We start from the raw sequence: 24,334 nt of genomic DNA on the forward strand, positions 1-24,334 counted from the left end.
CTGCATACTGACACCACAATCATAGTCACCTTTCATTGCAACGAAATTACGGTTGCATCCCGGCACGCAATCTATCGTTGAAGAGCGCCGGAAAAGCGCACAATTCAGCGCAATCTCCTGCCAGTCATTCTGCTGGCTGGCCGGAAGCCGTTATGGAAGGCGCAAATTCGACACGGAAGCAGGCGCCAAGCGGTCTCTGCACAATGGTAATATTCCCGCCATGCAGTTCCATGATCTCCTGGACCAGCTTGAGTCCGAGACCGGAACCTTTGGTGCCCTGATGCCGTTTGAAAAACGGCTCGAACACGCGCTCGCGAAGTTCAGCGGGAACGCCCTGCCCTTCATCCGCAACCTCGATCCAGTTTTGCCCGACAATCACCGCGATGGTGCCTGTTCGGCCGCCGTGATCGATGGCATTCTGCACAAGATTGGTCACAACTCTTTCCAAGGCAACGGGATCGCCCTGCACGACCGCATTGGCGGCGGCGGCTTCAAAACCGACTTCATACCCCGCGGTGAATGCCAAAGGCCCCATATCGAGAACGACGCGCTGTGCGAGCTGGATGAGATCAACATCGGTGAAATGGCGCACGTCCTGTTTCAACCGCTGCAGGTCAAGCATTTGTTCCGCCAGAACCGCCAGTCTTGCGGTATCCTCTGTCAGAAGAGATTTGGTCATGCCTTGCGGCAACGATGCGACCCTCGTCTTGAGGATCGCTATGGGCGTGCGCAGTTCGTGCGCGGCGTCGGCGAGAAAACGCTCCTGGCGGTCATAGCCTTCGTCCAGACGACCCAGCGCTCCATTGACCGCGCGCACAAAAGGCGTGACTTCCGAGGGCATGCCAGTCGACGTCAATCGAACCCCGCGTTTTTCGATATCGATTGAATCCGCCTGCGCGGCAGCCTGTTCCAACCCCCGCAGTGATCGCCGCACGACAATGGGCGTTGCTACGAAAGCACCGAGCGCAATGATCCCGAGTATCGGAACGACAAGTTTCAGCAGGATCAGTGAAATTCCCAGAAACACCATGAAGAACGGCGCAAGCGCGGATGATCCCGTCAGTATCTGTACACGGCCAGCGTCGGTCTCGACCCAGCGCATTCGGGCCGTTGGTCTCTCCCGGTCACCGATATTCCAACCGAAACGGGCCTGGCCAATCCGGTCCAGAGCATTTCCTATGCCGGCATATTCCTCCGGGATATCGCCTTCCGTCAGTTGATGCCCCTGCCCATCCCGAATGATGTACCAAAGGTCCGGCACATCTTTTCGCAACGCCCTTATTGCATCCGTATCCTTCAGTATCAGACCACCCTGCGGGTCTCTTCCAATACCCGCTTCGAGAATTTCAACGGTGTTTTCCGTCGAACGGAAGTCGAACAACTGCCCGGAACCGAAAAGCACTGCGATGACAAGAATGAGCACAACGGACTGAACCGCCAGCAACCGCCAGAACAATCGCCGCCTGAGGGATTGCGGGCGCTGCTCCGTCATGACTCCTCCCGCAGGAGATAACCCACCCCGCGAATGACATTGATCACAACCCCAGCCTTCGCATCGGCCAGTTTGCGGCGAAGTCTTGAGACGTGGGAATCGAGTGCGTTCGACTGAATCTCATCGTCAAAGCCGAAGACAGCTTCCATCAGCGCAGGCCGCGGAACCATGCGGCCGACGCGGCGCACCAGGCTTTCAAGCACCAGCATTTCACGCCTTGGCATCTCAAGCCGGCAATTGCCGACGAGAACATCGCGATAGGCCATGTCGAAGCTCAATCGCCCCACCGTGATGATTTGCGACTGCGCCAACCCCGGACGGCGCAGAACCGCCCGCAACCGGGCCAGAAGCTCATCGAAGTCGAATGGTTTGGCCATGTAGTCATCGGCACCGGTCTCGAGGCCGCTGATACGCTCTGGTACCCGCCCCTTGGCCGTCAGAACAATGATGGGCAAGGTGAGACCATTGCTCCGCAATTTTGGAATGAGGCTCAATCCATCCCCATCAGGCAGTTGGCGATCGAGCAGCAGCGCGTCATAAACCCCGTCATTGAGAATGAGCTCGGCATCAAAGAGACTGCCGACATGGTCCATCACCAGATTGTGGCGTGCAAACGCCGCTCTCAGCGCCGAGACCAGTTGCGGTTCGTCCTCAACCAGCAATATACGCATCTGCCACTCCGCCCCCGATTCACCCGACTTTATCGCCACGTCCTTGCATGCGGAAGGTGCCACTCATCCACGCACACGGCGAAAGATCAATCCAACGGCCAGTTCACCCAGAAGAATAGCGCCAACAACAGCTATTCCCATCTGCAGCGGATCACGTTCCGATTGACGCAACAGGAAGCCGAGACCGACCAAGGGCGTATTCCAGACAAAGATGCCGAGAATGGTTGCCGGCAGAAAGCCTTGCAATTTCAATCGCAAGACACCAGCTGGCATTGCCAGGAATATCCTGATGGTCGGAATGGTCTGGGCGACGAGCGTAACCCAGAACTGGTTTGTCTCGTAGGCGTTGGCCATGGCACGGTACCGGGTGACCGGCAGGAAAATATAGCGGCCGAAACGGGCGACAAGCGCATCCGTTCGTTCCTTTCCCGCCAACCGGCCAATGCCATACCAGAACAGGGCACCCAGCGTGGACCCGCACACGGTGGCGAGCACGAGAACAATCAGTTCCGGGAGCCCCGACACATATGTCGCACCGAGAAACACCAGCATGAGATAAGACGGAAGAACCGGGATCAGCTTCTCCGCAAAGGCAAGAGCGACAATGCCAAGCAATCCCATGTCCAGCAGCGATGCATAAAGCGGAGAATCCATCAGCGCGCATTCCCGAGCGAGGGAACCGGATTGCGGGTGATGCGGTAGACCGAAGCCGGCGGGAAATTGCGGAACGTCCAGCCGGTCTTCTCTGCCTTGAGGTCGAGCTTGTGCAGGAGCGGGGGTGACACCGGGCATTTGGGTCCGTAGGTAAACTGGTAAAATCCGCCGTCACGGCGCAACCGGGAAAAACATCCTGCAAGGATCGCCAGCACGATGGCGGGTTTCATCGACAGAAGCGGCAATCCGCTGATGACATTGCCGAAAACCGCGTCTTCAAAGAGGCCGCGCTCCCCGATATGCCGCGCATCCATCTGGTAGAGTTTGGTATCGGGAAATCTTACCTTGAGGAGAGGCACGAACTCAGGCCCATACTCAATCAGCGTGATGTCGCGCTCTGCAATGCCGCGTTTCAGCAGGGCCGACGTGAACACGCCCGTCCCGGGACCAAGCTCCAGAACAGGGCCGTGACACGGCGATATGTGCTCGGTCATCAGAGCCGACAGACTGTTGCTGGATGGTGTTACCGATGCGACGCGTAGGGGTGCGCGCAGCCAGGCACTGAAGAACCGAAGAATATCTGTTTGAGCCATTCAAAATCTCACATGAGGAACGTTGCGGGTTCCACCATGTGCGAGCGCAAACATTGTGACAGTCTGGCATGCCCGGCAAGAATTCACAGGTTCGGCTTGGCGATTCCGGCAGGCCCTGCCGCTGGTCAAATAGCCGCGCCGCCAAGCGAAGAACGCCAATATGCAACACGCTCCTTGAGACGGGCCTGACGGACATAGGCCAGTTTCTCGTCCTCCATTCGTTCGAGTTCCTCGAACACGAAATCGTCCGATGTCCCATGGTTCCAGGCCTGCTGCAGGTCCCGGCACGGATGATTGCCAAGACGAAGCGTAAACCACAGGCGGTTCTGGATCGTATCAAGGTTGGTGCTTTGGCCAATCCAGATTTTGCCCGACGCGAGGCAGCGAACGACATAAATTCCAACGATCGCTTTTCTTTCCTTATAGGCCGCGATCGCCGCCTTTTTGTCCTCGGTCTTCATCCGTCATTCCATTCACAAGAGTTTTCAAGTCATAGCCCCCATAGCAGTCAATCCGAATTTCGTCAATTTATTACCCGGATGATATTGACTTTTCATTTTATAACCCGGATATAAATCAAATATCAATCGAGTACCCGTCATGACCGACCATCTTTCCCGACCCTGCACCGCTTTCGACGGTACAAACCTTCTCTTGTCCGGCCCCCTGGTCGAAGTGGCCTTGGCCGTAAAGAATACTTCCGAAGAAGGCGACACTTCCGGACCTCTCCTCGTCTTTGACGACATGACTGGCCGCGTCGTGGATCTCGATCTGCGCGGTACAAAGACCGACATCATTGCACGGTTGTTGCAGTCGTCGAAGGATGATGACGGTTGGCAAAATGCAAGCCAGCCGTCGCGGGAACCCGAGGATGGCCTGCCCGCACCTGCACCGCGTGGGCGAGGACGGCCAAAACTCGGCGTCATTGCCCGGGAAGTCACACTTCTGCCGCGGCATTGGGAGTGGCTTGCCGAGCAAAGCGGGGGTGCATCCGTTGCGCTCAGGCGGTTGATCGACGAAGCCAGAAAGGCGGGCGGCAGTGAAACCAAAACCCGTGCCGCCCAGGAAGCAGCCTACCACTTCGCATTGGCGATGGCGGGCAATATGCCTGGCTTTGAAGACGCAATCCGGGCTTTGTTTGCCGGCAACCAGACCGCTTTTGTCGAACGGGTCAGCGAATGGCCAACCGACGTGCGCCAGTATGCGATAAAGCTGGCATACGGCAGACAGTAGGCACCACTTTCCGGGCGGGAAGGCGCACGTCGACAAAATATACGACTATCCAACCTATCAGAACTGGAGCGAAATGCCGCTCCGGAAGGGCAGGCTTGTGCCTGACATTTGACATGACCCAACAGAGTATCGCGCCAAGAGCTGCGCGGCCCCTATGGCGCACATTCCTTGCCATCCTCCTGCCGATGATGCTGACCAATGTATTGCAGGCGGCATCAGGCACGATTGACGGAATCTTTCTGGGCCAATTTCTCGGCGTCAAAGCGATTGCAGCTGCATCGGCATTCTTTCCGATCATCCTGTTTTTATTCTCAATCGTTATCGGCCTGAGCAGTGGTGCGACAGTTCTCATCGGTCAAGCCTGGGGGAGCGGCGACCGCGGGAAGGTCCGGACTGTGGCGGGCACGGCTTTGGGAATGATGATCCTTGCGGGTTTCATCGTCAGCATAGTCGGCAGCTTGTTTGCGCAAAAAATCATATCGATGCTTGGGACACCTGCTGACATCCAAGCCGATGCCACGATTTACGCGCGCACAATGCTGGCAGGGATGCCGATCATCTTTACGCTTTGGCTGACAACGTCGATGAGCCGTGGCGTATCCGATGCGGTGACACCATTGTTAGCTCTCTCAATCGCTACAGTCGCTTCTCTTGTCTGCACCCCTGCATTCATTCGTGGCTGGTTTGGCATACCGTCCCTTGGTGTAGCCAGTGCACCCATCTCAGCTTTTGTCGGCGCCATCATTGCGATGCTGTGGCTTGCCGGGCATTGGCGACGCAAGAATCACCCTCTTGCGCCGAATTTCCGAAACCTTTTCCAGATGCGGATCAATCTCCATCTTGCCAAAGCCATCTTGCGCATAGGTCTTCCAATGGCTGTACAGATGCTGACGATGGCGGTAGCTGAGATGGTCCTGCTTGGATTGGTAAACCGGCATGGCGCCAATGCAACAGCAGCTTACGGGGCAATCAATCAGGTGATGCACTGGGTCCAGCTTCCAGTCATGTCGCTTGGCATCACCACGTCGATTTTGACCGCCCACGCCATCGGTGCAGGCCGGGCAGACAGGATCGGTAAAATCCTGCACACCGGCCTATGGCTGAACATCATCACAACGGGTGGCTTCGTCATCTTCGCTTATGCGTTTGCCAACCCGATTATCGGCTTGTTCATAACCGATAGTGAGGTCGTTGCTACAGCAATACAGCTTCTGCACATTGTGCTCTGGAGTCTTCTGGCGGCTGGAGCGACCAGTGTGCTGACCGGCGCGATGCGTGGCAGCGGTACTGTGCTCAATCCGACTGGCCTGTCAATTCTCGCCATCCTGGCAGTGGAAATACCGCTGGCCTACTTCATGAATGCCAAGATCGGGCTGACTGGAATATGGATTGCCTATGCCACGACCTTCGTCACAATACTGCTCTTTCAGATGCTGTACTTCCGTTTTTCATGGCGACGTCACCACATCACACGCCTGGTCTGAATGACCAGGGTTAATCCTGCGGCGCACGCGCTGCGCGTTGCAGGATTTCGACCACCATCTCGGAGGCCTTTTCGAGCGAACGCACCGGCAGAAATTCATAGATCGAATGAAAGTTATGGGCGCCGCAAAACAAATTGGGGCAAGGCAAGCCCTTTTCCGACAGCACTGCGCCGTCATAGCCGCCGCGCATGGGGATCGACTTCGGCGATACGCCAATCGCCCGCATCGCCTCCAGCGCCAGCTGTACCGGATAATGATTGGGGCCCTGCAAACTGTCGGCGACGTTGCGATACATTGGCTGATATGCTGCCGTCACAGTCTGGGCACCGTGGAGTTGATTAAAGCTCTCGACGACGGTGTCGACAAAGTGGCGCCGGTGGTCGAATCCCGCCTGGGTAAAATCACGGATGTCGAGAACGATCCGTGTTTCGGCAACCGTGCCATGGATGGATTTGACCCAATAGTAGCCTTCGCGGTTTTCCGTATATTCCGGTCTTTCACCTGCCGGCAGCATGGCGATGAATTGCTGGGCAAAGAGCACGGCATTGCGCAGCTTGCCCTTGGCCGACATCGGGTGCGCGGTCTGCCCGTGGAAGGTGATGTGGAACTCACCCGCATTCCAGTTCTCGTGCACGATCTCGCCAATCTCGCAGCAATCCAGCGTGTAGGCGAAATCGGCATCGAGGGTTTTGACATCCAGCGCCTTGGCTCCCAGAAGGCCAATTTCCTCGTCCGGGACAAACACGACCTTCACCTCGCCATGTTCAATCCCGGGATTTGACTGAAGCGTCTGCATCGCATGCATGATCTCGGCTATGGCTGACTTGTTATCCGCACCGAGCAAGCTTGTTCCATCGGTAACAATGATCCGGTCACCGGCATAACGCGTCAGCTCGGGAAAATCGCCCGGGCGCATAACGACCTGAAGCTGTTCGTTCAAGACGATATCGCCGCCTTCATACTGTACGATCTGGGCTTTGGTATCCGTATTGTACTCGCTGCTGGTGTCGAGATGGGCAACCCACGCCACGGTTGGAATCGTACGATTCTTGTCGGTTGCATTGCTCGGCAGTGTCCCCACCACGATCGAATGCTCCCGTTCCTCGACATCCAGCCCAAGGTCACGCAACTCTCCAGCCAGCAAGCGCGCCAATACTGATTGACCGGCACTCGAAGGCAAATGACCTGCGCCGGGGACCGTCGTGGTATTGATGCGTGTGTAGTTGAGAAATCGTTCAACAATGTCCATTGCGTTCTCTGCCTCTGATCAAAGATGCTGGTTTCGATGATTCCACTTTTCAGGACAAGCGTTTAGGTGACATATTTGTATTGCATTGCTCCGACCCCTCGCCGATAAATTCCGATCCCATCCATGTGATACGTTGATTCCCAGAAAAGACAGGACGACATGAAACTTCCCGAGAAAATTCTTTCAGCGACTATCCTTGCCCTCGGATTGAGCGGAACAACCATGGCTGTGGCTTCCGCAAAGACATTGATTTATTGCTCGGAAGCCGCGCCAGACGGCTTTGACGCTGCGAGCACCACATCGGGTGCGACATATGACGCCTCCGCCCGCAATGTTTCCAATGGCCTCATCAAGATCAAACGCGGTTCGACCGAACTGGAGCCGGGCCTCGCCGAAAGCTGGGATATTTCCGCCGACGGGAAAGAATACACGTTTCACCTGCGCAAGGGCGTGAAATTCCAGACAACGAGCTATTTTACCCCGACGCGCGATTTCAATGCGGATGACGTCATCTTTACGTTCGACCGTCAGGGGAACAAGGCCAATCCCTACAATGGCAAGGGAGTCTGGCCGCAATACAATTCCTATTCGTTCCCGAGCCTCATCGGCAAGATCGAAAAAGTCGACGAGCATACAGTCAAGTTCGTCCTTACCCGTCCGGAAGCGACGATGCTCGCTTCCCTTTCCCTCACATTCGCAGTCATTCAATCCAAGGAATATGCGGACAAGCTTCTGGCCGAGGGCAAGCAGGACGAATTTGGCCTGTTACCCATCGGAACCGGTCCCTACCAGTTTGTCGATTATCAGCCGGACACGGCCGTTCGCTATACGGCCAATCCCGATTACTGGGGCGGGAAGCAGAAGATCGATAATCTGATCATCGCCGTAACCCCGGATGCCTCAGTCCGCTACCAGAAGCTCAAGGCTGGCGAATGCCATGTCATGGCTTACCCGAACCCGGCCGATCTTGCTGAGATGAAAACCGACCCGGCGATCAACCTCCTGCAAAAGGAAGGCCTGAACATTGCGTTCATGGCCTACAACACGCTGGTCGCGCCTTTCAACGATGTGCGCGTGCGCAAGGCCATCAACATGGCCGTCAACAAGCAGGCGATCATCGACGCGGTCTACGGCTCGACCGGCATGGTTGCCGTCAATGCCATTCCGCCGGGTGTCTGGTCATACAATGCAGCCGTCAAGGACGATGCCTATGATCCCGCCCAGTCGCAGAAACTGCTCGCAGAGGCTGGCGTCAAAGATCTTTCGATGAAAATCTGGGCCATGCCCGTTCAGCGTCCCTACATGCCCAACGCGCGCCGGACCGCCGAAATGATGCAGTCTGACCTGGCAAAAGTTGGCATCAAGGCTGAAATCGTTTCCTATGACTGGACCGAATACCTGAAGCGGTCGCTGGAAAAAGACCGGGACGGCGCGGTCATTCTCGGATGGACGGGCGGCATTGCCGATCCGGACAATTTTCTTGCGGCCCTTCTGGGCTGCCAGGCTATTGGCAGCGGCAATCGCGCCAACTGGTGCAACGAGGACTTTGAAAAACTGATCCAGGCAGCCAAACTGACCACGGACCAGGCCGAGAGAACAAAGCTGTATGAACAGGCTCAGGTCGTGTTCAAGGAGCAGGCACCCTGGCTGACGATTGCCCATCAGATCGTCCAGCAACCGATTAGTGCCAAGGTGAAGGATTTCCGCGTTGATCCATTCGGCGGCAATCTGTTTGAAGATGTCGACATCGACGAATAAGATCGTTAAGCGACGGGGCCGGGACAACGCCCGGCCCCTGCGCAATTCTTTACAGTATCCGAGCATTGTTGATGTCGGTGCGGATGTGGCCAATACTGCGGCTCGGAAACATCATTGAAAGACCTCTAGAGATAAGTTACATTATTCCGATGCCGGGCTTTCACGATGGGGAAGCCTCCAATATCGGCAGGCAGTATTATTTAGGCTGGTGACGATTTTATGCTCTGAAAAACGCATAAATCGTATTTTCGTTCTGGGCTTCTGAGATAACCAGAAATCCGCACACAATATATTTCATACATAAACAAATTTATAAGTTGCCGAGACATGCAGAAAGACCTGAAGCCTTCCCTGATAGTTGCGGTATCCATCTGGTGCATTGCCCTGCTGGTGTACGTTTCCGTGTCGGCCGTCACGATTTTTCGGGACAAGTCGGACATGTTCGCGGCAAAGGCCAATGAGATCACAACCAGTGTTGATCGCCGCATTGCCCAGAATTTTGCTTTCGTCAAATCCCTGGAGGGTTTTTCAACCGTATCCGGTGTTGAATCCATGAAGGTATTCAGCTCGCTGGTTCAGCATATAATGGACGCTTGCCCTCGCATACACCTGATCCATTTGTACGAGCTCCCCAAAGGCGATCACCCCTCTCACGCTACCCTCATGGCCAGTTTTCCCTCGACCACTGACGTTGCGGCAATACCCGCAGTGCTCCCAACGGTCATTAACCAGCCCCGTGGTATGATCCGCGGATTCGCTGATCCACGCTTTCCCGGGCGTTATTTCACGACAGCACATGTTGAAAATGGCAATGCACATTATGCCATTGTCATGCTTCTGGATGTAGCACAAATGATCAAGCCACTCCTGCTGTCCGGCTCACCGGAGGTCGAGTGGATCATTGGCGGCGTCCCTGCCATCCTACTGAATGACGAACAGGATTCGTTTTTCTCCCCCTGGCTTCGGCTCGAAAAAACAATCGTTTCCAGTCTGCACAAAACCGCATCGGAGGACATCACCGACTTCCCCGAAGGGACGGTGTTTCGCATAAGCGAAACTGTTGATCTGAGTGAATTGTTCAATCCGTTGGGACTTGCAGCATATTGCTGTCTTTCCGCCGCAGCGGTCGCGGCAGCCTATCACACCCTTCACCAACGCCGGCTCTCCCAGCGCCTGCGGCAATCGGAGGAAGAAGCACTGGGGCGTGCCGCGAGACTGGAAAAGGAGAACCGTCTGGAGCATGCGGCACGGGTCAATGCCATCGGGGAGCTTGCAGCCGGCATTATCCATGAACTGGCGCAACCTCTCACATCGCTGCTCAGCCAAAGCCAGGCGAGCCTCAAGGTACTCGAGGAAAAAGAACCCCGCACCGGCCTCCTGAAACAGGCAATGGATGCCAACGTCCGGGATGCAAGAAGAGCTGGCCGAATACTCGGAAAGATCCGTGATTACATTGCAAATACAGCCGCAGCTCCTGAAATCACGACGCTTAACAGCGCCATCCTGGAGATTGTCGAGATTCTCAATTTGGAAATCAAACAACGGAACGTTTCGTTGGTGCTTTGTCTTGCAGAGCCTTCGCCCGTTGCAAATATCAATCGGGTAGAGCTTGAACAAGTCGTCCACAATCTCGTCCGCAACTCGATTGAAGCGCTCGGCACATCGGAGCAGCCGCAAAAACGTATAACCATCCACACCGTCGCAGATCACACCGTGAATATCATCCAAGTGTCAGACAACGGGCCCGGTTTGAGCCCGGATACGCTTGCACAGCTCTTTCAGCCCTTCTTCACAACCAAGAGCAGCGGAATGGGATTGGGTCTCTCGCTGTCCCAAAGAATAGTGCAACGCGTCGGTGGGCTGCTCACCGCTTCGAACAAAGATGGCGCGGTCTTCACAATTACCCTGCCAAAAGCGGAGACTCGTCCAGTAACAGCACCTTTCATACCGTTGGTCGCTTTCGACGCAACCAACGGTATGCAACCGGAACATGACATCAAGCATTTCGCCGCCCGCGCCAACAAGCGATATGCCGGATAAAGAACAAAGGGCGTCGATACCCTACTGAACCCGCATTTTCATCTGAACAAATTCAGCCACAGATGTCGTGCCCAGTTTCTCGGAAATATTGGCCCGGTGCGCATCGACCGTCCGCAATGAGATGCTCAATGACGTTGCAATTTCCTTCGAACCCCATCCCCGGCAGACGAGATTGATGATTTCATTTTCGCGCGGGGTCAATGACGCGAACAACGCTTCAGCCTCTCGCTTTTCCAAAACAATCTCGAGAAGCACTTCAGCTTTCCCAAGCGCTTCAAAAAGCTGCTCCGGATCGACAGGCTTGGCCAGGAAATCAACGACACGCGATTGAAACGCCGTGCGGCAACTCCTCAGATCTCCATAGCCGGTAATAATGATGATAGGCCAGTCAATGCCTTTGCCGATCAGTTCCTTCTGCAATTCCAGCCCGTTCAGCTCCGGCATCTGCAAATCCAGAAGCAGGTATCCGGGCGGCAACAGGCTGACCTCACGAAGAAAGGTCAACGGGCCATCAAAGGCAATGACATTGATCCTGTAGGCCTCGAAGAGCAGACAGAGCCCCTCCCGGACGGCAGCATCATCGTCAACGAGATAGACTGGATAGCGCATCAAAACGTGACCTTGTCTGGCGGCAGCAGCAATGGGCAAACGAAAACCCTGCCGTCGAGCAGGCGGAGAATACCCCGCCACACGATCACAGATTCACATGACAATGTATCCGTACTTGTACCTATTCAGGTATCTGCCAGGCGTTCAGATTGAAACAGCCATGGCAACGATGAGCACGGCCAGGGCGAGCGTGAAAACGAGAACCGCCACATCCGCATCGCTGAGTCTGACCTTTGCCGTCCGAAGCGGTGATATTCCCGGCCTGGGCTTGGCCTGACACGCAAGTAGCATGATTGCAATGATAGCCAGAACGTAGGTAAGATCGCGCATTCTATTCAACTATATCTGGTTCATGTCCCTGTTTAAAATAATGAATTCAACATATGAAATCCATTGCAGCACCACACCCAGAATATAAAAATCTCATATAAGTTTTGATGCCCTGGAAATTTCTATGCTCGACTGGGTACAGCGTCGCCCCCCTGATCCTTATACTTTTTTGATATGATTGCCGCGAACACGCAATGGAATTCCTATCGGAAGCGTTGATACGTATTAGCCGTACTCAACACGAGAATTGCGCGAGATGACAGCGACACGGAACAAGATGCCGGCAAAGCCTGCCTCCAGGGGTACGCGCTTTCAATGCCGTCGCGTCCGTTTGCCGCCCGGCAGAGCCAGTTCCTGTCCATGCGCGGCTGGAATGCAGAAGAGGACATCATGAACAGCGACAGTCAAGTTGAACGATTACGGCTAACCGGCGCGATGACAGCGCTCGTCACCCCGTTCAAAGACGGGAATGTCGACTACGACGCGATCGGCGAACTGGCGGAGTGGCACATCCAGTCCGGCATAAGCGCTCTGGTTGCGTGCGGAACTACGGGAGAAGCGTCCACGCTTACCTGGGATGAACGGCTGAGGATCATCAGAACGTGCCTGAAGGTATCGAACGGCCGTGTACCCATCATTGCCGGGACCGGCACGAGCAGTACCGAACTGACCATTGCCCACACATCCGCTGCCCTTTCCTGCGGCGCGGATGCGGCCTTGATCGTCACGCCTTTTTACAACAGGCCCAATCAGGATGGCATTGTTCGTCATTTCGAAGCGATTGCCGCACGCGTTCCGATACCGGTCATTGTCTATAACGTACCGTCCCGGACCGGCGTCGATATCTCCTTGCAGTCCCTCGACCGGTTGTCGCAGATGCCTTCAATCCTTGGCATCAAGGATGCAACCGGCGACGTGAGACGGGTCGAAGAGATGCGCAACACATTCGGAGATCGCTTCATTCTCCTGTCGGGGCATGATGCTTCAGCCCACGCCTTCAACCTTTTGGGCGGCGACGGAATGATTTCGGTCATGGCCAATGTCCTGCCCCACGTTTTTGTCGCCCTGCAAAATGCCTGCATCAAAGGTGATTGGCCAACGGCGAAGTATATTCACCAGAGGCTGAAACCTGTCCTCGAGGCTTTCGAGCTGGATACGAACCCCTGCCCCATCAAGGCCGCACTGAAACACCGGCGCGGCATGCGCGACGAGGTCCGCCTACCCCTCATCACCGTTGCCGATGATGTCGCCGCACAGATTGCATCCGCCCTGGATCACCTTGGAGGTGTTACCGCTCCTGATCACGGCGCCTCGGATGATGCAGCGTTCAATCTCCGGGAAAAATCCCCGGTTCATCCTGCTCCACTCGCATGGCGCGTTTAAAGTCTTTTCCCAATGAAATCACACCAGCCTGGAAGCAAGACATGACGGAAAGCAGCATGCAATATCCCGGCAACTCCAATACCCGCTGCCGTTTCATCGTCGGCCGCAATCTGGATGGCTGCTGGGTCGTTTGCGACAGGCAACGCCTTGTCGGCGGCCTCTTCGCCGACAGGGAGTCCGCCATCCATTTCGCCGTGAGTGAAAGTGAACATGAAGCTGGGGCCGTCTGGTGCGCACAGGACGGCGATTGTCTCATCGCCGATCCCTGGACCGATCTTTCAGTCCATGTCACACCCTTTGACGGCTCGTCGCATCGACAGGGCCGCTATCGCAGATCAGCCTAGATCGATTTTTCTGGATGGGATGGACAGGCGGTCTCTTGGCTGCCTGTCACGCTATATCTGCCAGACACGCGCAAAGCGTCCTTGCGTCCCCGGCTGCTCGCATTTGTTCGAGCACCCCGGGAACTCTCAGTTTTCGCGTAAAATGCGCCAGCACATTCAAGTGCCTGTTTGCTTCAACGTCCGGCGTGATCAGCATGAGAATGACATCCACCGGCAGATCATCAATGGCATCGAACTCGACGGCCCTCTTCAGCCTTGCCAGGCAGGCTCTTGGCTTATCGACCCCTTCCATCCGCGTATGCGGAATCGCAACGCCGTGTCCGATGCCGGTGGAACCGAGGCGTTCGCGCTTTTGCAGCGCAGCCAAGAGAGCCGCAGCCGGAACTCCTGCATCGCTGCTCACAACATCCGCCATGGCATGCAGTGCCTGCGTCTTGGATGACACCTCCAGATCGTACATCACATCATCAAGATTGAGATAATCAGCCAATTTCATTCTCATTTCCAATTGCAAATCCCGGCGTACAAGCACGCGGCAACCCTACTCAACTTCTTTCAGGCGATACCCCACGCCGGTCTCCGTCACGATGTATCGCGGCTGATCCGGCAGTTGCTCAATTTTCTGCCGGAGCTGCCGGATGTAGACGCGCAGATACTGGACATCCGCAGAGCCACCCCACACCTGTGACAGGAGAAAGCGGTGCGTAAGCACCTTGCCGGCGTGCTGCACCAGAACGCGGAGGATATCGTATTCCTTCGGCGACAGCTTCACTTCACTGCCGTTGACCTTCACAATCCGCTTCACCAGATCGACGGACAGACCGCCGGTTTCGAAAACCGGCAACTCCCCCTGCTGCTGCAGGCGATGCCGTAGGGCAACCCGAATGCGTGCGACCAGCTCGTTCATTCCAAACGGCTTGACGACATAATCATCGGCTCCAAGCTCCAGCGCCTCCACTATACCCCGTTCATCTGAACGGCTTGACAGTATGACCACCGGAATATCCGAGCCCTCCTCGCGCCACCGGCGCAGAAGATCGAGACCGGAAACACCGGGAAGACCGAGATCGAGCAAAATCAGGTCGGGCTGATGCGCTTCCGCCCGCTCGGTGGCGCTGGTGGCATTCCCCGCCTCCAGGACATTGTAACCCTGCGTACCAAGGCCGACCCGCAACAGTTTCCGAATGGGTTGCTCATCGTCCACGACAAGGATCCTGACGCTGGAATTTGTCACGGCCTGGCATCCATACTGGGAACGGCCCGGGAAGCCGGCATTCTGATGGTGAAAACTGCCCCTGACCGATCGGTTCTTTGTTCCGCGGTGATTGTGCCGCCCATTGCCTCAATGAATCCGCGGGAAATGGAAAGCCCCAATCCGGTTCCCGCCTTGACCTGATCGCCCTTGCTCACCCGATAGAAACTGTCAAAGACCCGTTCGAGATCCTCAACGGGAATTCCCGGACCTTCGTCCATCACCTGAAGGATGACCGATCCGTCATCCGACCAGGCTTGTATCCGCAGAGCCGAACCGTCGGGGGCATATTTCGCGGCATTGTCCAGCAGATTGAAAAGCACCTGCTCAAACAGGACAGGATCAATCCTCAGCATCGGCAAGTCATCCGGTATCGAGATCTCGATCTTATGGGTTCCAATGATCTTCCTTGCCCGGCTCAGCGCCGAACCGACGATGTCCCCGGCATAGTGATAGGCAAAGTTCGGTTCCATTGCCCCGGACTCAATCCGTGTCATGTCGAGCAGATTGGCAATAAAGCGATTGAGACGTTCGGATTCGTCGATGACTGTCGAGAGAAGATCGGAACGTTCGGCAGCGGCAAGCACGGGAGCGAATTCCTTCAAGGTGCCGGCGGCACCCATGATGGCAGCCAACGGAGTCTTGAGATCATGCGAGATGGACGTCAGCAGGGCTGAGCGGAGACGGTCCGCTTCCGCCGCCAGCTTTGCCTTGTCCACATCAGCCGCTAGTTGTGTTCGCTCAATGCCGACCGCCGCCTGGTCGGCCAGGGCGTCAAGCAGGCGCTGCTGTTCAGGCGTCAGCAAAGGCCCCTTCTTGTCGCTGTCGAGACCGATGACACCAACGGCCATGCGTCCCGTTCGCAAGGGCAGATAAAGCCGCTTTGCGCCCGGCAATGTATCGGCTCCCCTGCCCGCAGCCCGGTTGTTTTCCCACGCCCACCGCGCCGCCGCGATGTCCGCGTCATCCAATGTATCGTCGGGCGGATAGCCGGCCTTCACTTCAATTGAACCTTTCTCCGGCAGAAGAAGCACGACCCGCAGTTTCAGCATGGATGCGATCTGAAAGGCTGTCGCCCACAGGACATCATCGAGCGTGCTCGTTCCCGCCAGCTTCTTGCTGAAAAGATAGAGATCTTCCGTTGTTCTGGCCCGTTGCCGCGCTGCCGCCGCCTGCCGCTGCACCCTCGCCGTCAAGTTGCTGGCAATCACAGCGACACCGAAAAAGAAGCCAAGCGCAATCACGCTTTCCGGGTCACTGATAACCAGGGTGTAAAGGGGATCAAGGAAGAAGAAGTTCAGCACAATGGCGCTCAGCACCGACGCAAACAGGGCCGGCCAAAGCCCAACCGTCACTGCCGAAGCAAGCACGGCCATCAGGAAGACCAGGGCGATATTGCGCACATCCAATATGCGCGACAGCAAAAGACCCACCGCCAGCGCTCCGGCGACATATGCCGTGCTCAGAAGATAGGCCTTGAGCTGGAAACGCCCTTCCGGAATTTCCGACGCCTTCTGACGGGCCGGTTCGCCGTTCTGCTCGTTCCCGGAAATCACATGCACACTGATATTCCCGGCGTGCCGGATAAGATCATGTGAAACCGACCCTTCGAAGAACTCGCGCCAGCGCGGCTTTGTCGGCTTGCCTGTCACAATGTGCGTGACGTTGTTTTCCCGTGCATAGCGGGCAATCTCTTCGGCGGGATCGCGGCCGGGCGTCGTGATCGCATCTCCCCCCAATTGGCTTGCCAGCCGCAAGGTGGAGGCAATGCGATCCTTGTCGTCTTCCGAGAGCCGGGTTGATCCGGGCGTTTCCACATAGAGTGCCGTCCACGGCGCACGCAACCGGTCAGCCAGACGCCGTGCATAGCGGACAAGGGCGGTTCCTCCCTGATGATCATCAATGCACACGACGACGCGATCGCCGGCAGCCCAGGGTCCCGATATCGCGTTCGCCTGCATGTGCGAGAGAAGCTGGTCGTCGACCCGCTGCGCCGTGCGGCGCAAGGCGAGCTCGCGCAGTGCTGTCAGGTTCCCGGGAGAGAAATAGTTCTCTATCGCCCGTTTGGCGGTGTCGGGGACATATACTTTGCCTTCATGCAGGCGCTTGATCAGATCTGCCGGCGTGAGATCGATGATTTCAACATCGTCCGCCTCATCGATGACGGAATCAGGCACAGTTTCCCGCACACGCACATGGGTGATCTGGGCCACGACATCATTCAGACTTTCCACATGCTGAATGTTGAGGGTGGAGTAAACATCAATGTCGTGTCTTAAAATCTCCTGGACATCCAGGTAGCGCTTCGGATGGCGCGAACCAGGCGTATTCGTGTGTGCCAATTCGTCCACGAGAACGAGAGCCGGACGGCGCGCCAGAATCGCGTCAATGTCCATCTCTTCAAGCTGGTGGTCCTTGTAGTTGATACGGGCTTTGGGGAGTACCTCGAAACCTTTGACGAGGGCTTCCGTTTCCTTGCGCCCATGTGTCTCGACCACACCGATAACAACATCGATGCCCTCGGCAATCGCCGCCCGTCCGGACATCAGCATCTCGTAGGTCTTTCCGACCCCCGGCGCTGCCCCCAAAAAAATCTTCAACCGACCGCGGGTCTCTCGCTCGGCATTTTCCAGCAGCGCCTCGGGCGATGGTCTTCGTTCAGTGTCGCGGCCGTCATCAGGCATGTGTCATGACCCCTTCGAAAATACCGGGAACCCGCATCGCACGTTCCCGGTATTTCAGGCTAACCGGCTTATTTCAGACCGTCGAGTGCCTGATTCAACGTCAGCACATTGATAACCGGCTCACCCATGAATCCAAGCTCGCGTGCCTGTATGTTCTGATCCACCAGCTGGCGAATGCGTGCCTCATCGAGACCTCTTGCTTTCGCTACGCGCGGTATCTGGAAATAGGCGGCGGCCGGAGAAAGATGCGGGTCCAGCCCGCTGCCCGACGCCGTAACCAGATCAATGGGGACAGGAGCAGCGCTATTTGTTTCCTTCAGTGCCGCTGCATCTGTCTTGATGCGCTCGATCAGTTTCGGATTTGTCGGTCCGAGATTGGAGCCGCCGGAAGAACTCGCATTGTATCCGTCGCCAGCCGCCGATGGCCTGCCGTGAAAGTACTTGTCAGAGGCAAATGCCTGGCCAATCAATTCGGACCCGATGACAGTTCCGTTCTTCTCGATCAGACTGCCATTGGCCTGGTGCGGAAACAGCAATTGCGAGAGCCCGGTCATACCCAGGGGATAGATGAGACCCGTGATCACTGTAAGGGCGATAACCATGACAATCGCGGGTTTGAGTTGTTTTAACATTGGAATGATCCTTTATGCGAGCCCAAGGCTGGTAATGACCATGTCGATCGCTTTGATGCCGATGAATGGCACGATGACACCGCCCAGGCCGTAAATCAGAAGGTTGCGGCTCAACAGAGCCCCAGCACCGACCGCCCGGTACTTGACGCCCTTGAGCGACAGCGGAATGAGCGCAACGATGATCAGGGCATTGAAAATGATTGCCGACAGAATGGCGCTTTGCGGCGTCTGCAAGCCCATGATGTTGAGTGCGGCGAGCTGCGGATAGAACGCCAGAAACATTGCAGGAATAATGGCGAAGTATTTGGCGATATCGTTGGCGATCGAGAACGTCGTCAGCGCACCGCGCGTCATCAGCAGCTGCTTGCCGATGCCGACGATTTCAATGAGCTTGGTCGGATCGCTGTCGAGATCGACCATGTTGCCCGCTTCACGCGCGGCCACCGTACCGGTATTCATCGCCACACCAACGTCGGCCTGCGCAAGCGCCGGCGCGTCGTTGGTCCCGTCGCCACACATTGCCACGAGCTTGCCCTTGGCCTGTTCGTCGCGGATGAGCGAGAGCTTGTTCTCAGGTGTGGCCTGAGCGAGGAAATCGTCAACGCCGGCTTCCGCCGCAATCGCCGCTGCTGTCAGCGGGTTATCACCCGTGATCATCACAGTCTTGATGCCCATGCGGCGCAGTTCAGAGAAGCGTTCGCGAATCCCGCCCTTGACGATATCCTTCAGGTGAATGACGCCGAGCAGCTTGCCATCGCGTACCACTGCAAGCGGTGTCCCGCCTGCCTTGGCGATCTGATCGGCGATGGACTGCAGCTCGCGCACCAGCTCGGCGCTTGCCCGGACGGTTCCCGTTACAACGGTTGTGGAATTGACATAGGCAAGAACCGCATCGACAGCCCCCTTGCGGATAGACGAGCCATCGATATCCACGCCGCTCATGCGGCTTTGCGCAGTGAACGGCACGAACGTGGCATGTAATGTCGCCATGTCACGCGCACGAATGCCATATTTTTCCTTTGCCAATACGACGATCGAGCGGCCTTCCGGCGTTTCATCGGCCAGGGAGGCAAGCTGCGCCGCATCGGCCAGTTCCTGCTCGGTCACACCGGTCACGGGACTGAATTCCGTAGCCTGGCGATTGCCGAATGTGATCGTACCGGTCTTGTCGAGAAGCAAAGTGTCGACGTCACCGGCGGCCTCGACGGCGCGTCCAGACATGGCAAGAACATTGAACTGGATCAGCCGGTCCATGCCCGCAATGCCGATTGCCGACAGAAGCGCGCCAATCGTGGTCGGGATCAGCGTGACAAACAGAGCGACTAGGACAACCACAGGAATGGCGCCGCCTGCATAGGTTGCAAAGCTTGGGATCGTTGCCGTTGCCAGCACGAAGATCAGGGTCATGCCGGCAAGAAGAATGTTGAGCGCAATTTCGTTGGGTGTTTTCTGCCGTTCCGCGCCTTCGACAAGCGCAATCATCCGGTCTATGAATGTGGAGCCGGCAGCGGCAGTGATACGCACGCGCAGCCAGTCCGACAGGACCTGGGTCCCGCCGGTGACAGCCGAGCGGTCACCGCCGGACTCGCGGATGACCGGAGCGGATTCACCGGTGATGGCAGATTCATTGACCGAGGCGATGCCTTCGATGACTTCACCGTCCGAGGGGATAATATCACCTGCCTCGACCAGCACGATATCGCCGACCTTCAGCTTGGTGCCGGGCACCAGTTTGAAGCTGGTGCGGTCATCGCCGGTGAGAAGCTTGGCCTGCGTTTCCGTGCGCGCCTTGCGCAGTGAATCCGCCTGTGCCTTGCCGCGGCCTTCGGCGACGGCTTCGGCAAAATTGGCGAAAAGCACGGTGAACCAGAGCCAGACGATGATCTGGAATGAAAATCCGAGATCGCGGCCGCCGGTCGCCATGTCCTTGAGGAACAGCACCGTCGTCAGGAACGAGACGACCGCAACCACGAACATGACGGGGTTTTTGATGAGGCTGCGCGGATTAAGCTTTTTGAAAGCTCCTCCGATGGCCGGTATGAGTATGCGAGAGTCCATAAGGCTCGCGGATTTGGACTGGCTCATTTGAGACTCCAGTTTTGAAATTCTTGTAACTGCACGGCGGCGATCATGACGCTGTGACTGTGTGAAGACAGGCGTATGCCGCAAGCCAGACGATCAGCATCACCAGCGTCATGCCAAGGATGATGTCGGAGGCGCGCACGCGCTTGGCTGCCCCTCGCGCCAGCTTGCCGGCGCGAGGATGGACATTGAATTGCAGGTAACCGTGACGCATGACAGGCTCCATCAGAAGGTCTGGCCAAGACCGATGGCGAGGTGCTCGACAATCGGTCCGACAGCCAGGGCCGGGAAGAATGTGAGACCGCCGACGATCAGGATGACGCCAATGAGAAGTCCGACAAACAAACCGCCATGGGTTGGGAAGGTGCCTGCGGATTCCGGAACGGTCTTCTTGACGACCAGCGACCCGGCAATTGCCATGACCGGAATGATCACGAAGAACCGGCCCATGAGCATGCCGATGGCGAGCGTAAGATTATACCAGGTGGTGTTCCCGCTGAGACCGCCGAATGCCGAGCCATTGTTGGCAGCGGCCGACGTATAGGCATACAGGATTTCGGAGAAGCCGTGCGGGCCGGAATTACCGGTTGCAGCCACAGCCGATGGCAGCACGCATGCAATCGCCGTGAAGCCAAGCATGGCAAGCGGCAGGCAAAGCACGCCGAGCATGGCCATCTTCACTTCCTTGGCTTCGATCTTCTTGCCGAGATATTCCGGCGTGCGGCCGACCATCAGTCCGGCAACGAAAACCGCGATCACCACATAGAGCAGAATGCCATAGAGACCGGCACCAACACCGCCGATGATGACCTCTCCCAGCATCATGTTGATCATGGGCAGCATGCCGCCAATGGCCATGAAACTGTCATGCATGGCATTGACCGCGCCGCAGGATGCGGCCGTTGTGATCACGGCGAAAAGCGCCGACAAAGCGATGCCGAAGCGGGTCTCCTTGCCTTCCATATTGCCGCCATCGATCCCAAGCGCATGCACCAGCGGATTGCCGGCAGCCTCCGACCAGTAGCAGGCGGTAACGCCAGCCAGGAAAAGAACCCCCATGGCGGCGAAGAGAGCCCAGCCTTGACGTTGGTTTCCAACCATCCGGCCGAAGACATTGGTCAGCGCGGCACCGATCGCAAAGATCGAGACCATCTGGATGAAGTTCGAGATGGCATCCGGATTTTCAAAGGGATGGGCCGAGTTGGCATTGAAGAAACCGCCGCCATTCGTGCCGAGCATCTTGATCGCCAACTGGGATGCAACGGGGCCGACAGCGATGGTCTGCTTTGCGCCTTCGAGCGTTGTCGCATCCACATAGGTCCCGAGCGTCTGTGGAACACCGAGATACACATAGACAAGCGTCAGAACGATGCAGATGGGGAGCAGGATATAGAGCGTGCTTCGCGTCAGATCGACCCAGAAATTGCCGACGGACTTGCCTGACGTGCGGGCAAACCCGCGAATGAGAGCGATGGCAATCGCAATGCCCGTGGCTGCCGATACGAAGTTCTGAACCGTGAAACCGGCCATCTGAACAAGATAGGACATGGAGCTTTCGCCGCCATAGTTCTGCCAGTTGGTGTTGGTGACAAAGCTGACAGCGCTGTTGAAGGCAAGACCGGGTTCCGTTGCCGTCATGCCAGCGGGATTATAGGGAAGGATTCCCTGGAACCTCTGCAAGGCATAAAGCACAATGAGGCCGCCCAAGCTGAAGAGCAACAATGCAGCCGTATAGGTGGTCCAGTGTTGCTCGTCGCGCTCGCTTGTTCCGGCAATACGATAAAGGCCCCGCTCCACCGGAACGAGGACGGGCGAAAGGAATGTGCGCTCGCCGTTAAAAACACGCGTCATGTAACCGCCAAGCGGTTTCACAAGTAAGATGATGATCCCGCAGTAAACGAGAATCTGTATCCAGCCGTTGAGAGTCATAGGTGTAGCTTTCCAAGCCTGGTGTCAGAGGCGATCAGAAGCGCTCTGGGCGAACCAGCGCGTAAGTGAGATAGGCAAGAAGGAACAAGGTCACTCCACCTCCCAGAATGTAATCGATGGTCATTATCTGATCCTTCCGATTACAAATTTTCACAGGCTTTTGTATAAGCCAGCGAAATGAGAAAGAACAAAACACCTATTCCAAGAACAATAAAGTCCATCTGGAGAACTCCTTATATAGACAGCATCAATATTGCTGATCATTACTCAAAAGTATTTTCAGACAAATTGCTGAGCAAAGGAGTTATGCCGCCTCGGACATAAGAATTCGAGACGGGACACAGAGAGGAGGTATAAGGAAACTATAAGGATTTGAGGGGGAATTGGCTGAATTCCTCGCAACAACGGAACGCACGCCAAGCCGATGGAATAATTTCATAAAAAGCCATAAGCGCCCCAAGACGGAGGCATCTCGGTCAGGAAATCATTTAAATCCCAGATCTGCTCAACGGCCAGCTGCTCAGCAAAATGACGGCGATACCAGCGAGAATGACAGGCCACAACCACGGGAAAATGCCCAATTCCTCGCGATAATCAGCGAGCGCAGATTTTGAACCAATCACCGCCTTCGGCGGTTGTTCAGTACGCATACCATTGTGTAAGTACAGGGCCGTACGAAAGATTCTGGAACGTGGGAATGTCCCCGTGTCCTTTTTAACGATGCGGCTTGTTCCGGAGAACCAGACTGTTGCTAAGATTTTGATCCGCGCCTAAAAGACGCGGATATTTTTCAATTGGATGAGCAGGTCAAATACATAAACAGCCCATAAAGCCATGAAGAGGGTAGCCAAAACGGGCATTGCTGTGATTTGTATTACCTCAAACATCTCGGAGATATTTTCAGACGACAAATACTGAATGATCTAAAGCTGTCCTCAATCAAGGCTCAGACTGCTTTCAAAATCGCGATGAACTCATTACGAGGAAACGGCGTTTCAAAAACTGCCTCAAGTTGCAATTTTATCATGTCCAATTGGGTTAAAGTGTTGACAATCGATTTGAAGCTTAAGGGCGTAAATTGCCAAGCGTGCACGTCAACATATGAACCATTGCTTGAACGCCACTCGACAATCGACGATCGGATTCTTTCAACGTAAGCACTATCCAAGGCAATATCGTCATTGTCATTCTGCCAATGCCTCAAAGGATCGTTGTGCGTCGTTAAAGCCCGATGTTCAATAACACTTTGGGGTGAATGAACTTTTCGTTTCTCAAGATGCGCAGATATGATTTGAGCAATGCTCGATTCTGGTATCTTGTTGTCGAAACAATATCTCTTGTCTGGAATAATCACGTAGTATCTGCCGGCCGGATTGAGCAAGCTTCCTACCTTGTTCAGATGGTCAACAAAATCCGGTTGATGTTCAATACAATGTGCGCTCAGAACAGCATCGAATTTCTTATCCACGACGGACAAATCGCCAATAGGGGATACATAGTCGACAGTTGGAATCGCTTCTGTAGAGTATCCCTCCAGTTCTGCTCGCTCCGTAAGTTCGGCGCTGGTTCGAACGTCAAAATAGGAAACATTGTTTCCGACCAATACAGGTCGAAAATATGGGCCAATCTCCAAGACAAGGCCAACCTTCAACGCCACTTCTTTTAATGTTTCTCTGTAGGCCAACGTAGGATTAGCTACGCCCATGAGGTCCATTGGCTGAGTGTGAGAAATATCAGGGGTTGGTTGGGGTTGAGCGATCGCTGTCGGTGGATTCCAAAGAACTCTTAACTGCCGCTTGATGCGACCGGGTATTCTTGCAGCCAGTGTTTTAATCATGTGCCCCCCATTGCTCGCACGTACACGTATGCACACACTCCTGCAATATCAAATGAAGAACTATTCTCAAAATTAAGG

At 55.8% G+C, this 24,334-nt stretch carries 23 protein-coding genes; 6 read left to right on the forward strand and 17 right to left on the reverse strand.

The annotated features are described in order from the left end of the window. Positions 1-124: 124 nt before the first annotated feature. From ACP7B1_RS12635 to ACP7B1_RS12655, 5 genes are all read right to left on the reverse strand, one after another. Positions 125-1,492 (reverse strand): sensor histidine kinase, encoded by a 1,368-nt coding sequence (locus ACP7B1_RS12635; RefSeq protein WP_346306783.1) that lies wholly within the window; start codon positions 1,490-1,492, stop codon positions 125-127. Continuing rightward, complete coding sequence (locus ACP7B1_RS12640; RefSeq protein WP_346306782.1) at positions 1,489-2,163, reverse strand: response regulator transcription factor; 675 nt, start codon at positions 2,161-2,163, stop codon at positions 1,489-1,491. The genes ACP7B1_RS12635 and ACP7B1_RS12640 overlap by 4 nt, the downstream gene beginning before the upstream one ends. A gap of 63 nt (positions 2,164-2,226) precedes the next feature. After that, positions 2,227-2,817: a DedA family protein gene (locus tag ACP7B1_RS12645; protein ID WP_346306781.1), complete on the reverse strand. Its 591-nt coding sequence runs from the start codon at positions 2,815-2,817 to the stop codon at positions 2,227-2,229. Continuing rightward, a complete protein-coding gene (locus ACP7B1_RS12650; RefSeq protein WP_346306780.1) occupies positions 2,817-3,410 on the reverse strand; it encodes a class I SAM-dependent methyltransferase in 594 nt (197 codons plus the stop codon). Before ACP7B1_RS12650 ends, ACP7B1_RS12645 begins: the two co-directional genes overlap by 1 nt. 125 nt (positions 3,411-3,535) lie before the next feature. Further along, positions 3,536-3,871: a GIY-YIG nuclease family protein gene (locus ACP7B1_RS12655; RefSeq protein ID WP_346306779.1), complete on the reverse strand. Its 336-nt coding sequence runs from the start codon at positions 3,869-3,871 to the stop codon at positions 3,536-3,538. A gap of 139 nt (positions 3,872-4,010) precedes the next feature. Here ACP7B1_RS12655 and ACP7B1_RS12660 point away from each other — a divergent pair, with 139 nt between their 5' ends. Then, on the forward strand, positions 4,011-4,643 hold the full coding sequence (locus ACP7B1_RS12660) for a DUF2239 family protein (protein WP_346306778.1): 633 nt from the start codon (positions 4,011-4,013) through the stop codon (positions 4,641-4,643). 113 nt (positions 4,644-4,756) lie between these two features. Then, positions 4,757-6,127, forward strand: coding sequence for an MATE family efflux transporter (locus ACP7B1_RS12665; protein WP_346306777.1), 1,371 nt, complete (start codon positions 4,757-4,759; stop codon positions 6,125-6,127). A gap of 10 nt (positions 6,128-6,137) precedes the next feature. On the opposite strand, the gene pepT is transcribed toward ACP7B1_RS12665, so the two are convergent. Beyond that, on the reverse strand, positions 6,138-7,376 hold the full coding sequence (gene pepT, locus ACP7B1_RS12670; RefSeq protein WP_346306776.1) for a peptidase T: 1,239 nt from the start codon (positions 7,374-7,376) through the stop codon (positions 6,138-6,140). 159 nt (positions 7,377-7,535) lie between these two features. Between pepT and ACP7B1_RS12675 the strand changes: the two genes are divergently transcribed. Both ACP7B1_RS12675 and ACP7B1_RS12680 read left to right on the forward strand, forming a co-directional pair. After that, positions 7,536-9,134 (forward strand): ABC transporter substrate-binding protein, encoded by a 1,599-nt coding sequence (locus tag ACP7B1_RS12675; protein WP_346306775.1) that lies wholly within the window; start codon positions 7,536-7,538, stop codon positions 9,132-9,134. A 327-nt stretch (positions 9,135-9,461) separates the two neighbouring features. Further along, the gene (locus ACP7B1_RS12680) at positions 9,462-11,174 is read left to right on the forward strand and encodes a sensor histidine kinase (RefSeq protein ID WP_346306774.1); all 1,713 of its coding nucleotides are present in this window, start codon (positions 9,462-9,464) and stop codon (positions 11,172-11,174) included. A 21-nt stretch (positions 11,175-11,195) separates the two neighbouring features. Here the strand turns inward: ACP7B1_RS12680 and ACP7B1_RS12685 are convergent, their stop codons facing one another. Both ACP7B1_RS12685 and ACP7B1_RS12690 read right to left on the reverse strand, forming a co-directional pair. Then, complete coding sequence (locus ACP7B1_RS12685) at positions 11,196-11,822, reverse strand: response regulator transcription factor (RefSeq protein ID WP_346306773.1); 627 nt, start codon at positions 11,820-11,822, stop codon at positions 11,196-11,198. A gap of 105 nt (positions 11,823-11,927) precedes the next feature. Next, the gene (locus ACP7B1_RS12690) at positions 11,928-12,113 is read right to left on the reverse strand and encodes a hypothetical protein (RefSeq protein WP_346306772.1); all 186 of its coding nucleotides are present in this window, start codon (positions 12,111-12,113) and stop codon (positions 11,928-11,930) included. Positions 12,114-12,428: 315 nt separating this feature from the next. Between ACP7B1_RS12690 and dapA the strand changes: the two genes are divergently transcribed. Next, the gene (dapA, locus tag ACP7B1_RS12695) at positions 12,429-13,496 is read left to right on the forward strand and encodes a 4-hydroxy-tetrahydrodipicolinate synthase (protein ID WP_346306771.1); all 1,068 of its coding nucleotides are present in this window, start codon (positions 12,429-12,431) and stop codon (positions 13,494-13,496) included. Positions 13,497-13,537: 41 nt separating this feature from the next. After that, positions 13,538-13,840 (forward strand): hypothetical protein, encoded by a 303-nt coding sequence (locus ACP7B1_RS12700; protein WP_346306770.1) that lies wholly within the window; start codon positions 13,538-13,540, stop codon positions 13,838-13,840. Positions 13,841-13,886: 46 nt separating this feature from the next. On the opposite strand, the gene ACP7B1_RS12705 is transcribed toward ACP7B1_RS12700, so the two are convergent. The 9 genes from ACP7B1_RS12705 to ACP7B1_RS12745 form a co-directional block, all read right to left on the reverse strand. Continuing rightward, positions 13,887-14,336, reverse strand: coding sequence for a PTS sugar transporter subunit IIA (locus ACP7B1_RS12705; protein ID WP_346306769.1), 450 nt, complete (start codon positions 14,334-14,336; stop codon positions 13,887-13,889). A gap of 45 nt (positions 14,337-14,381) precedes the next feature. Beyond that, positions 14,382-15,074 carry a response regulator transcription factor gene (locus tag ACP7B1_RS12710; protein WP_346306768.1) on the reverse strand — a complete coding sequence of 231 codons (693 nt, stop codon included), beginning with the start codon at positions 15,072-15,074 and terminating at the stop codon, positions 14,382-14,384. Continuing rightward, positions 15,071-17,776 (reverse strand): sensor histidine kinase KdpD, encoded by a 2,706-nt coding sequence (locus ACP7B1_RS12715; protein ID WP_346306767.1) that lies wholly within the window; start codon positions 17,774-17,776, stop codon positions 15,071-15,073. Before ACP7B1_RS12715 ends, ACP7B1_RS12710 begins: the two co-directional genes overlap by 4 nt. A 68-nt stretch (positions 17,777-17,844) precedes the next feature. Further along, positions 17,845-18,408 carry a potassium-transporting ATPase subunit KdpC gene (kdpC, locus tag ACP7B1_RS12720; RefSeq protein ID WP_346306766.1) on the reverse strand — a complete coding sequence of 188 codons (564 nt, stop codon included), beginning with the start codon at positions 18,406-18,408 and terminating at the stop codon, positions 17,845-17,847. 12 nt (positions 18,409-18,420) lie between these two features. Further along, positions 18,421-20,493, reverse strand: coding sequence for a potassium-transporting ATPase subunit KdpB (gene kdpB / locus ACP7B1_RS12725; RefSeq protein ID WP_346306765.1), 2,073 nt, complete (start codon positions 20,491-20,493; stop codon positions 18,421-18,423). A 43-nt stretch (positions 20,494-20,536) separates the two neighbouring features. Continuing rightward, entirely contained in the window at positions 20,537-20,704 is a 168-nt protein-coding gene (locus ACP7B1_RS12730) for a hypothetical protein (RefSeq protein WP_223614240.1), read from the reverse strand. Between the two features lie 11 nt (positions 20,705-20,715). Then, positions 20,716-22,419, reverse strand: coding sequence for a potassium-transporting ATPase subunit KdpA (gene kdpA, locus ACP7B1_RS12735; protein ID WP_346306764.1), 1,704 nt, complete (start codon positions 22,417-22,419; stop codon positions 20,716-20,718). Positions 22,420-22,453: 34 nt separating this feature from the next. Then, the gene (locus ACP7B1_RS12740) at positions 22,454-22,543 is read right to left on the reverse strand and encodes a K(+)-transporting ATPase subunit F (protein WP_163593559.1); all 90 of its coding nucleotides are present in this window, start codon (positions 22,541-22,543) and stop codon (positions 22,454-22,456) included. 822 nt (positions 22,544-23,365) lie between these two features. Further along, positions 23,366-24,256, reverse strand: coding sequence for a methyltransferase domain-containing protein (locus ACP7B1_RS12745; protein ID WP_229490902.1), 891 nt, complete (start codon positions 24,254-24,256; stop codon positions 23,366-23,368). Positions 24,257-24,334 lie beyond the last annotated feature (78 nt).

The sequence above is a fragment of the Phyllobacterium sp. SL163 genome, from assembly GCF_049896885.1.
Classification (GTDB): domain Bacteria; phylum Pseudomonadota; class Alphaproteobacteria; order Rhizobiales; family Rhizobiaceae; genus Phyllobacterium; species Phyllobacterium calauticae.

Bases quoted from the DNA above. Each gene is read 5' to 3' on its own strand.
- ACP7B1_RS12635 (WP_346306783.1), bottom strand. From the start codon at position 1,492: ATGACGGAGCAGCGCCCGCAATCCCTCAGGCGGCGATTGTTCTGGCGG.
- ACP7B1_RS12640 (WP_346306782.1), bottom strand. From the start codon at position 2,163: ATGCGTATATTGCTGGTTGAGGACGAACCGCAACTGGTCTCGGCGCTG.
- ACP7B1_RS12645 (WP_346306781.1), bottom strand. From the start codon at position 2,817: ATGGATTCTCCGCTTTATGCATCGCTGCTGGACATGGGATTGCTTGGC.
- ACP7B1_RS12650 (WP_346306780.1), bottom strand. From the start codon at position 3,410: ATGGCTCAAACAGATATTCTTCGGTTCTTCAGTGCCTGGCTGCGCGCA.
- ACP7B1_RS12655 (WP_346306779.1), bottom strand. From the start codon at position 3,871: ATGAAGACCGAGGACAAAAAGGCGGCGATCGCGGCCTATAAGGAAAGA.
- ACP7B1_RS12660 (WP_346306778.1), top strand. From the start codon at position 4,011: ATGACCGACCATCTTTCCCGACCCTGCACCGCTTTCGACGGTACAAAC.
- ACP7B1_RS12665 (WP_346306777.1), top strand. From the start codon at position 4,757: ATGACCCAACAGAGTATCGCGCCAAGAGCTGCGCGGCCCCTATGGCGC.
- pepT (WP_346306776.1), bottom strand. From the start codon at position 7,376: ATGGACATTGTTGAACGATTTCTCAACTACACACGCATCAATACCACG.
- ACP7B1_RS12675 (WP_346306775.1), top strand. From the start codon at position 7,536: ATGAAACTTCCCGAGAAAATTCTTTCAGCGACTATCCTTGCCCTCGGA.
- ACP7B1_RS12680 (WP_346306774.1), top strand. From the start codon at position 9,462: ATGCAGAAAGACCTGAAGCCTTCCCTGATAGTTGCGGTATCCATCTGG.
- ACP7B1_RS12690 (WP_346306772.1), bottom strand. From the start codon at position 12,113: ATGCGCGATCTTACCTACGTTCTGGCTATCATTGCAATCATGCTACTT.
- dapA (WP_346306771.1), top strand. From the start codon at position 12,429: ATGCCGTCGCGTCCGTTTGCCGCCCGGCAGAGCCAGTTCCTGTCCATG.
- ACP7B1_RS12700 (WP_346306770.1), top strand. From the start codon at position 13,538: ATGACGGAAAGCAGCATGCAATATCCCGGCAACTCCAATACCCGCTGC.
- ACP7B1_RS12705 (WP_346306769.1), bottom strand. From the start codon at position 14,336: ATGAAATTGGCTGATTATCTCAATCTTGATGATGTGATGTACGATCTG.
- ACP7B1_RS12715 (WP_346306767.1), bottom strand. From the start codon at position 17,776: ATGCCTGATGACGGCCGCGACACTGAACGAAGACCATCGCCCGAGGCG.
- kdpC (WP_346306766.1), bottom strand. From the start codon at position 18,408: ATGTTAAAACAACTCAAACCCGCGATTGTCATGGTTATCGCCCTTACA.
- kdpB (WP_346306765.1), bottom strand. From the start codon at position 20,493: ATGAGCCAGTCCAAATCCGCGAGCCTTATGGACTCTCGCATACTCATA.
- ACP7B1_RS12730 (WP_223614240.1), bottom strand. From the start codon at position 20,704: ATGCGTCACGGTTACCTGCAATTCAATGTCCATCCTCGCGCCGGCAAG.
- kdpA (WP_346306764.1), bottom strand. From the start codon at position 22,419: ATGACTCTCAACGGCTGGATACAGATTCTCGTTTACTGCGGGATCATC.
- ACP7B1_RS12740 (WP_163593559.1), bottom strand. From the start codon at position 22,543: ATGACCATCGATTACATTCTGGGAGGTGGAGTGACCTTGTTCCTTCTT.
- ACP7B1_RS12745 (WP_229490902.1), bottom strand. From the start codon at position 24,256: ATGATTAAAACACTGGCTGCAAGAATACCCGGTCGCATCAAGCGGCAG.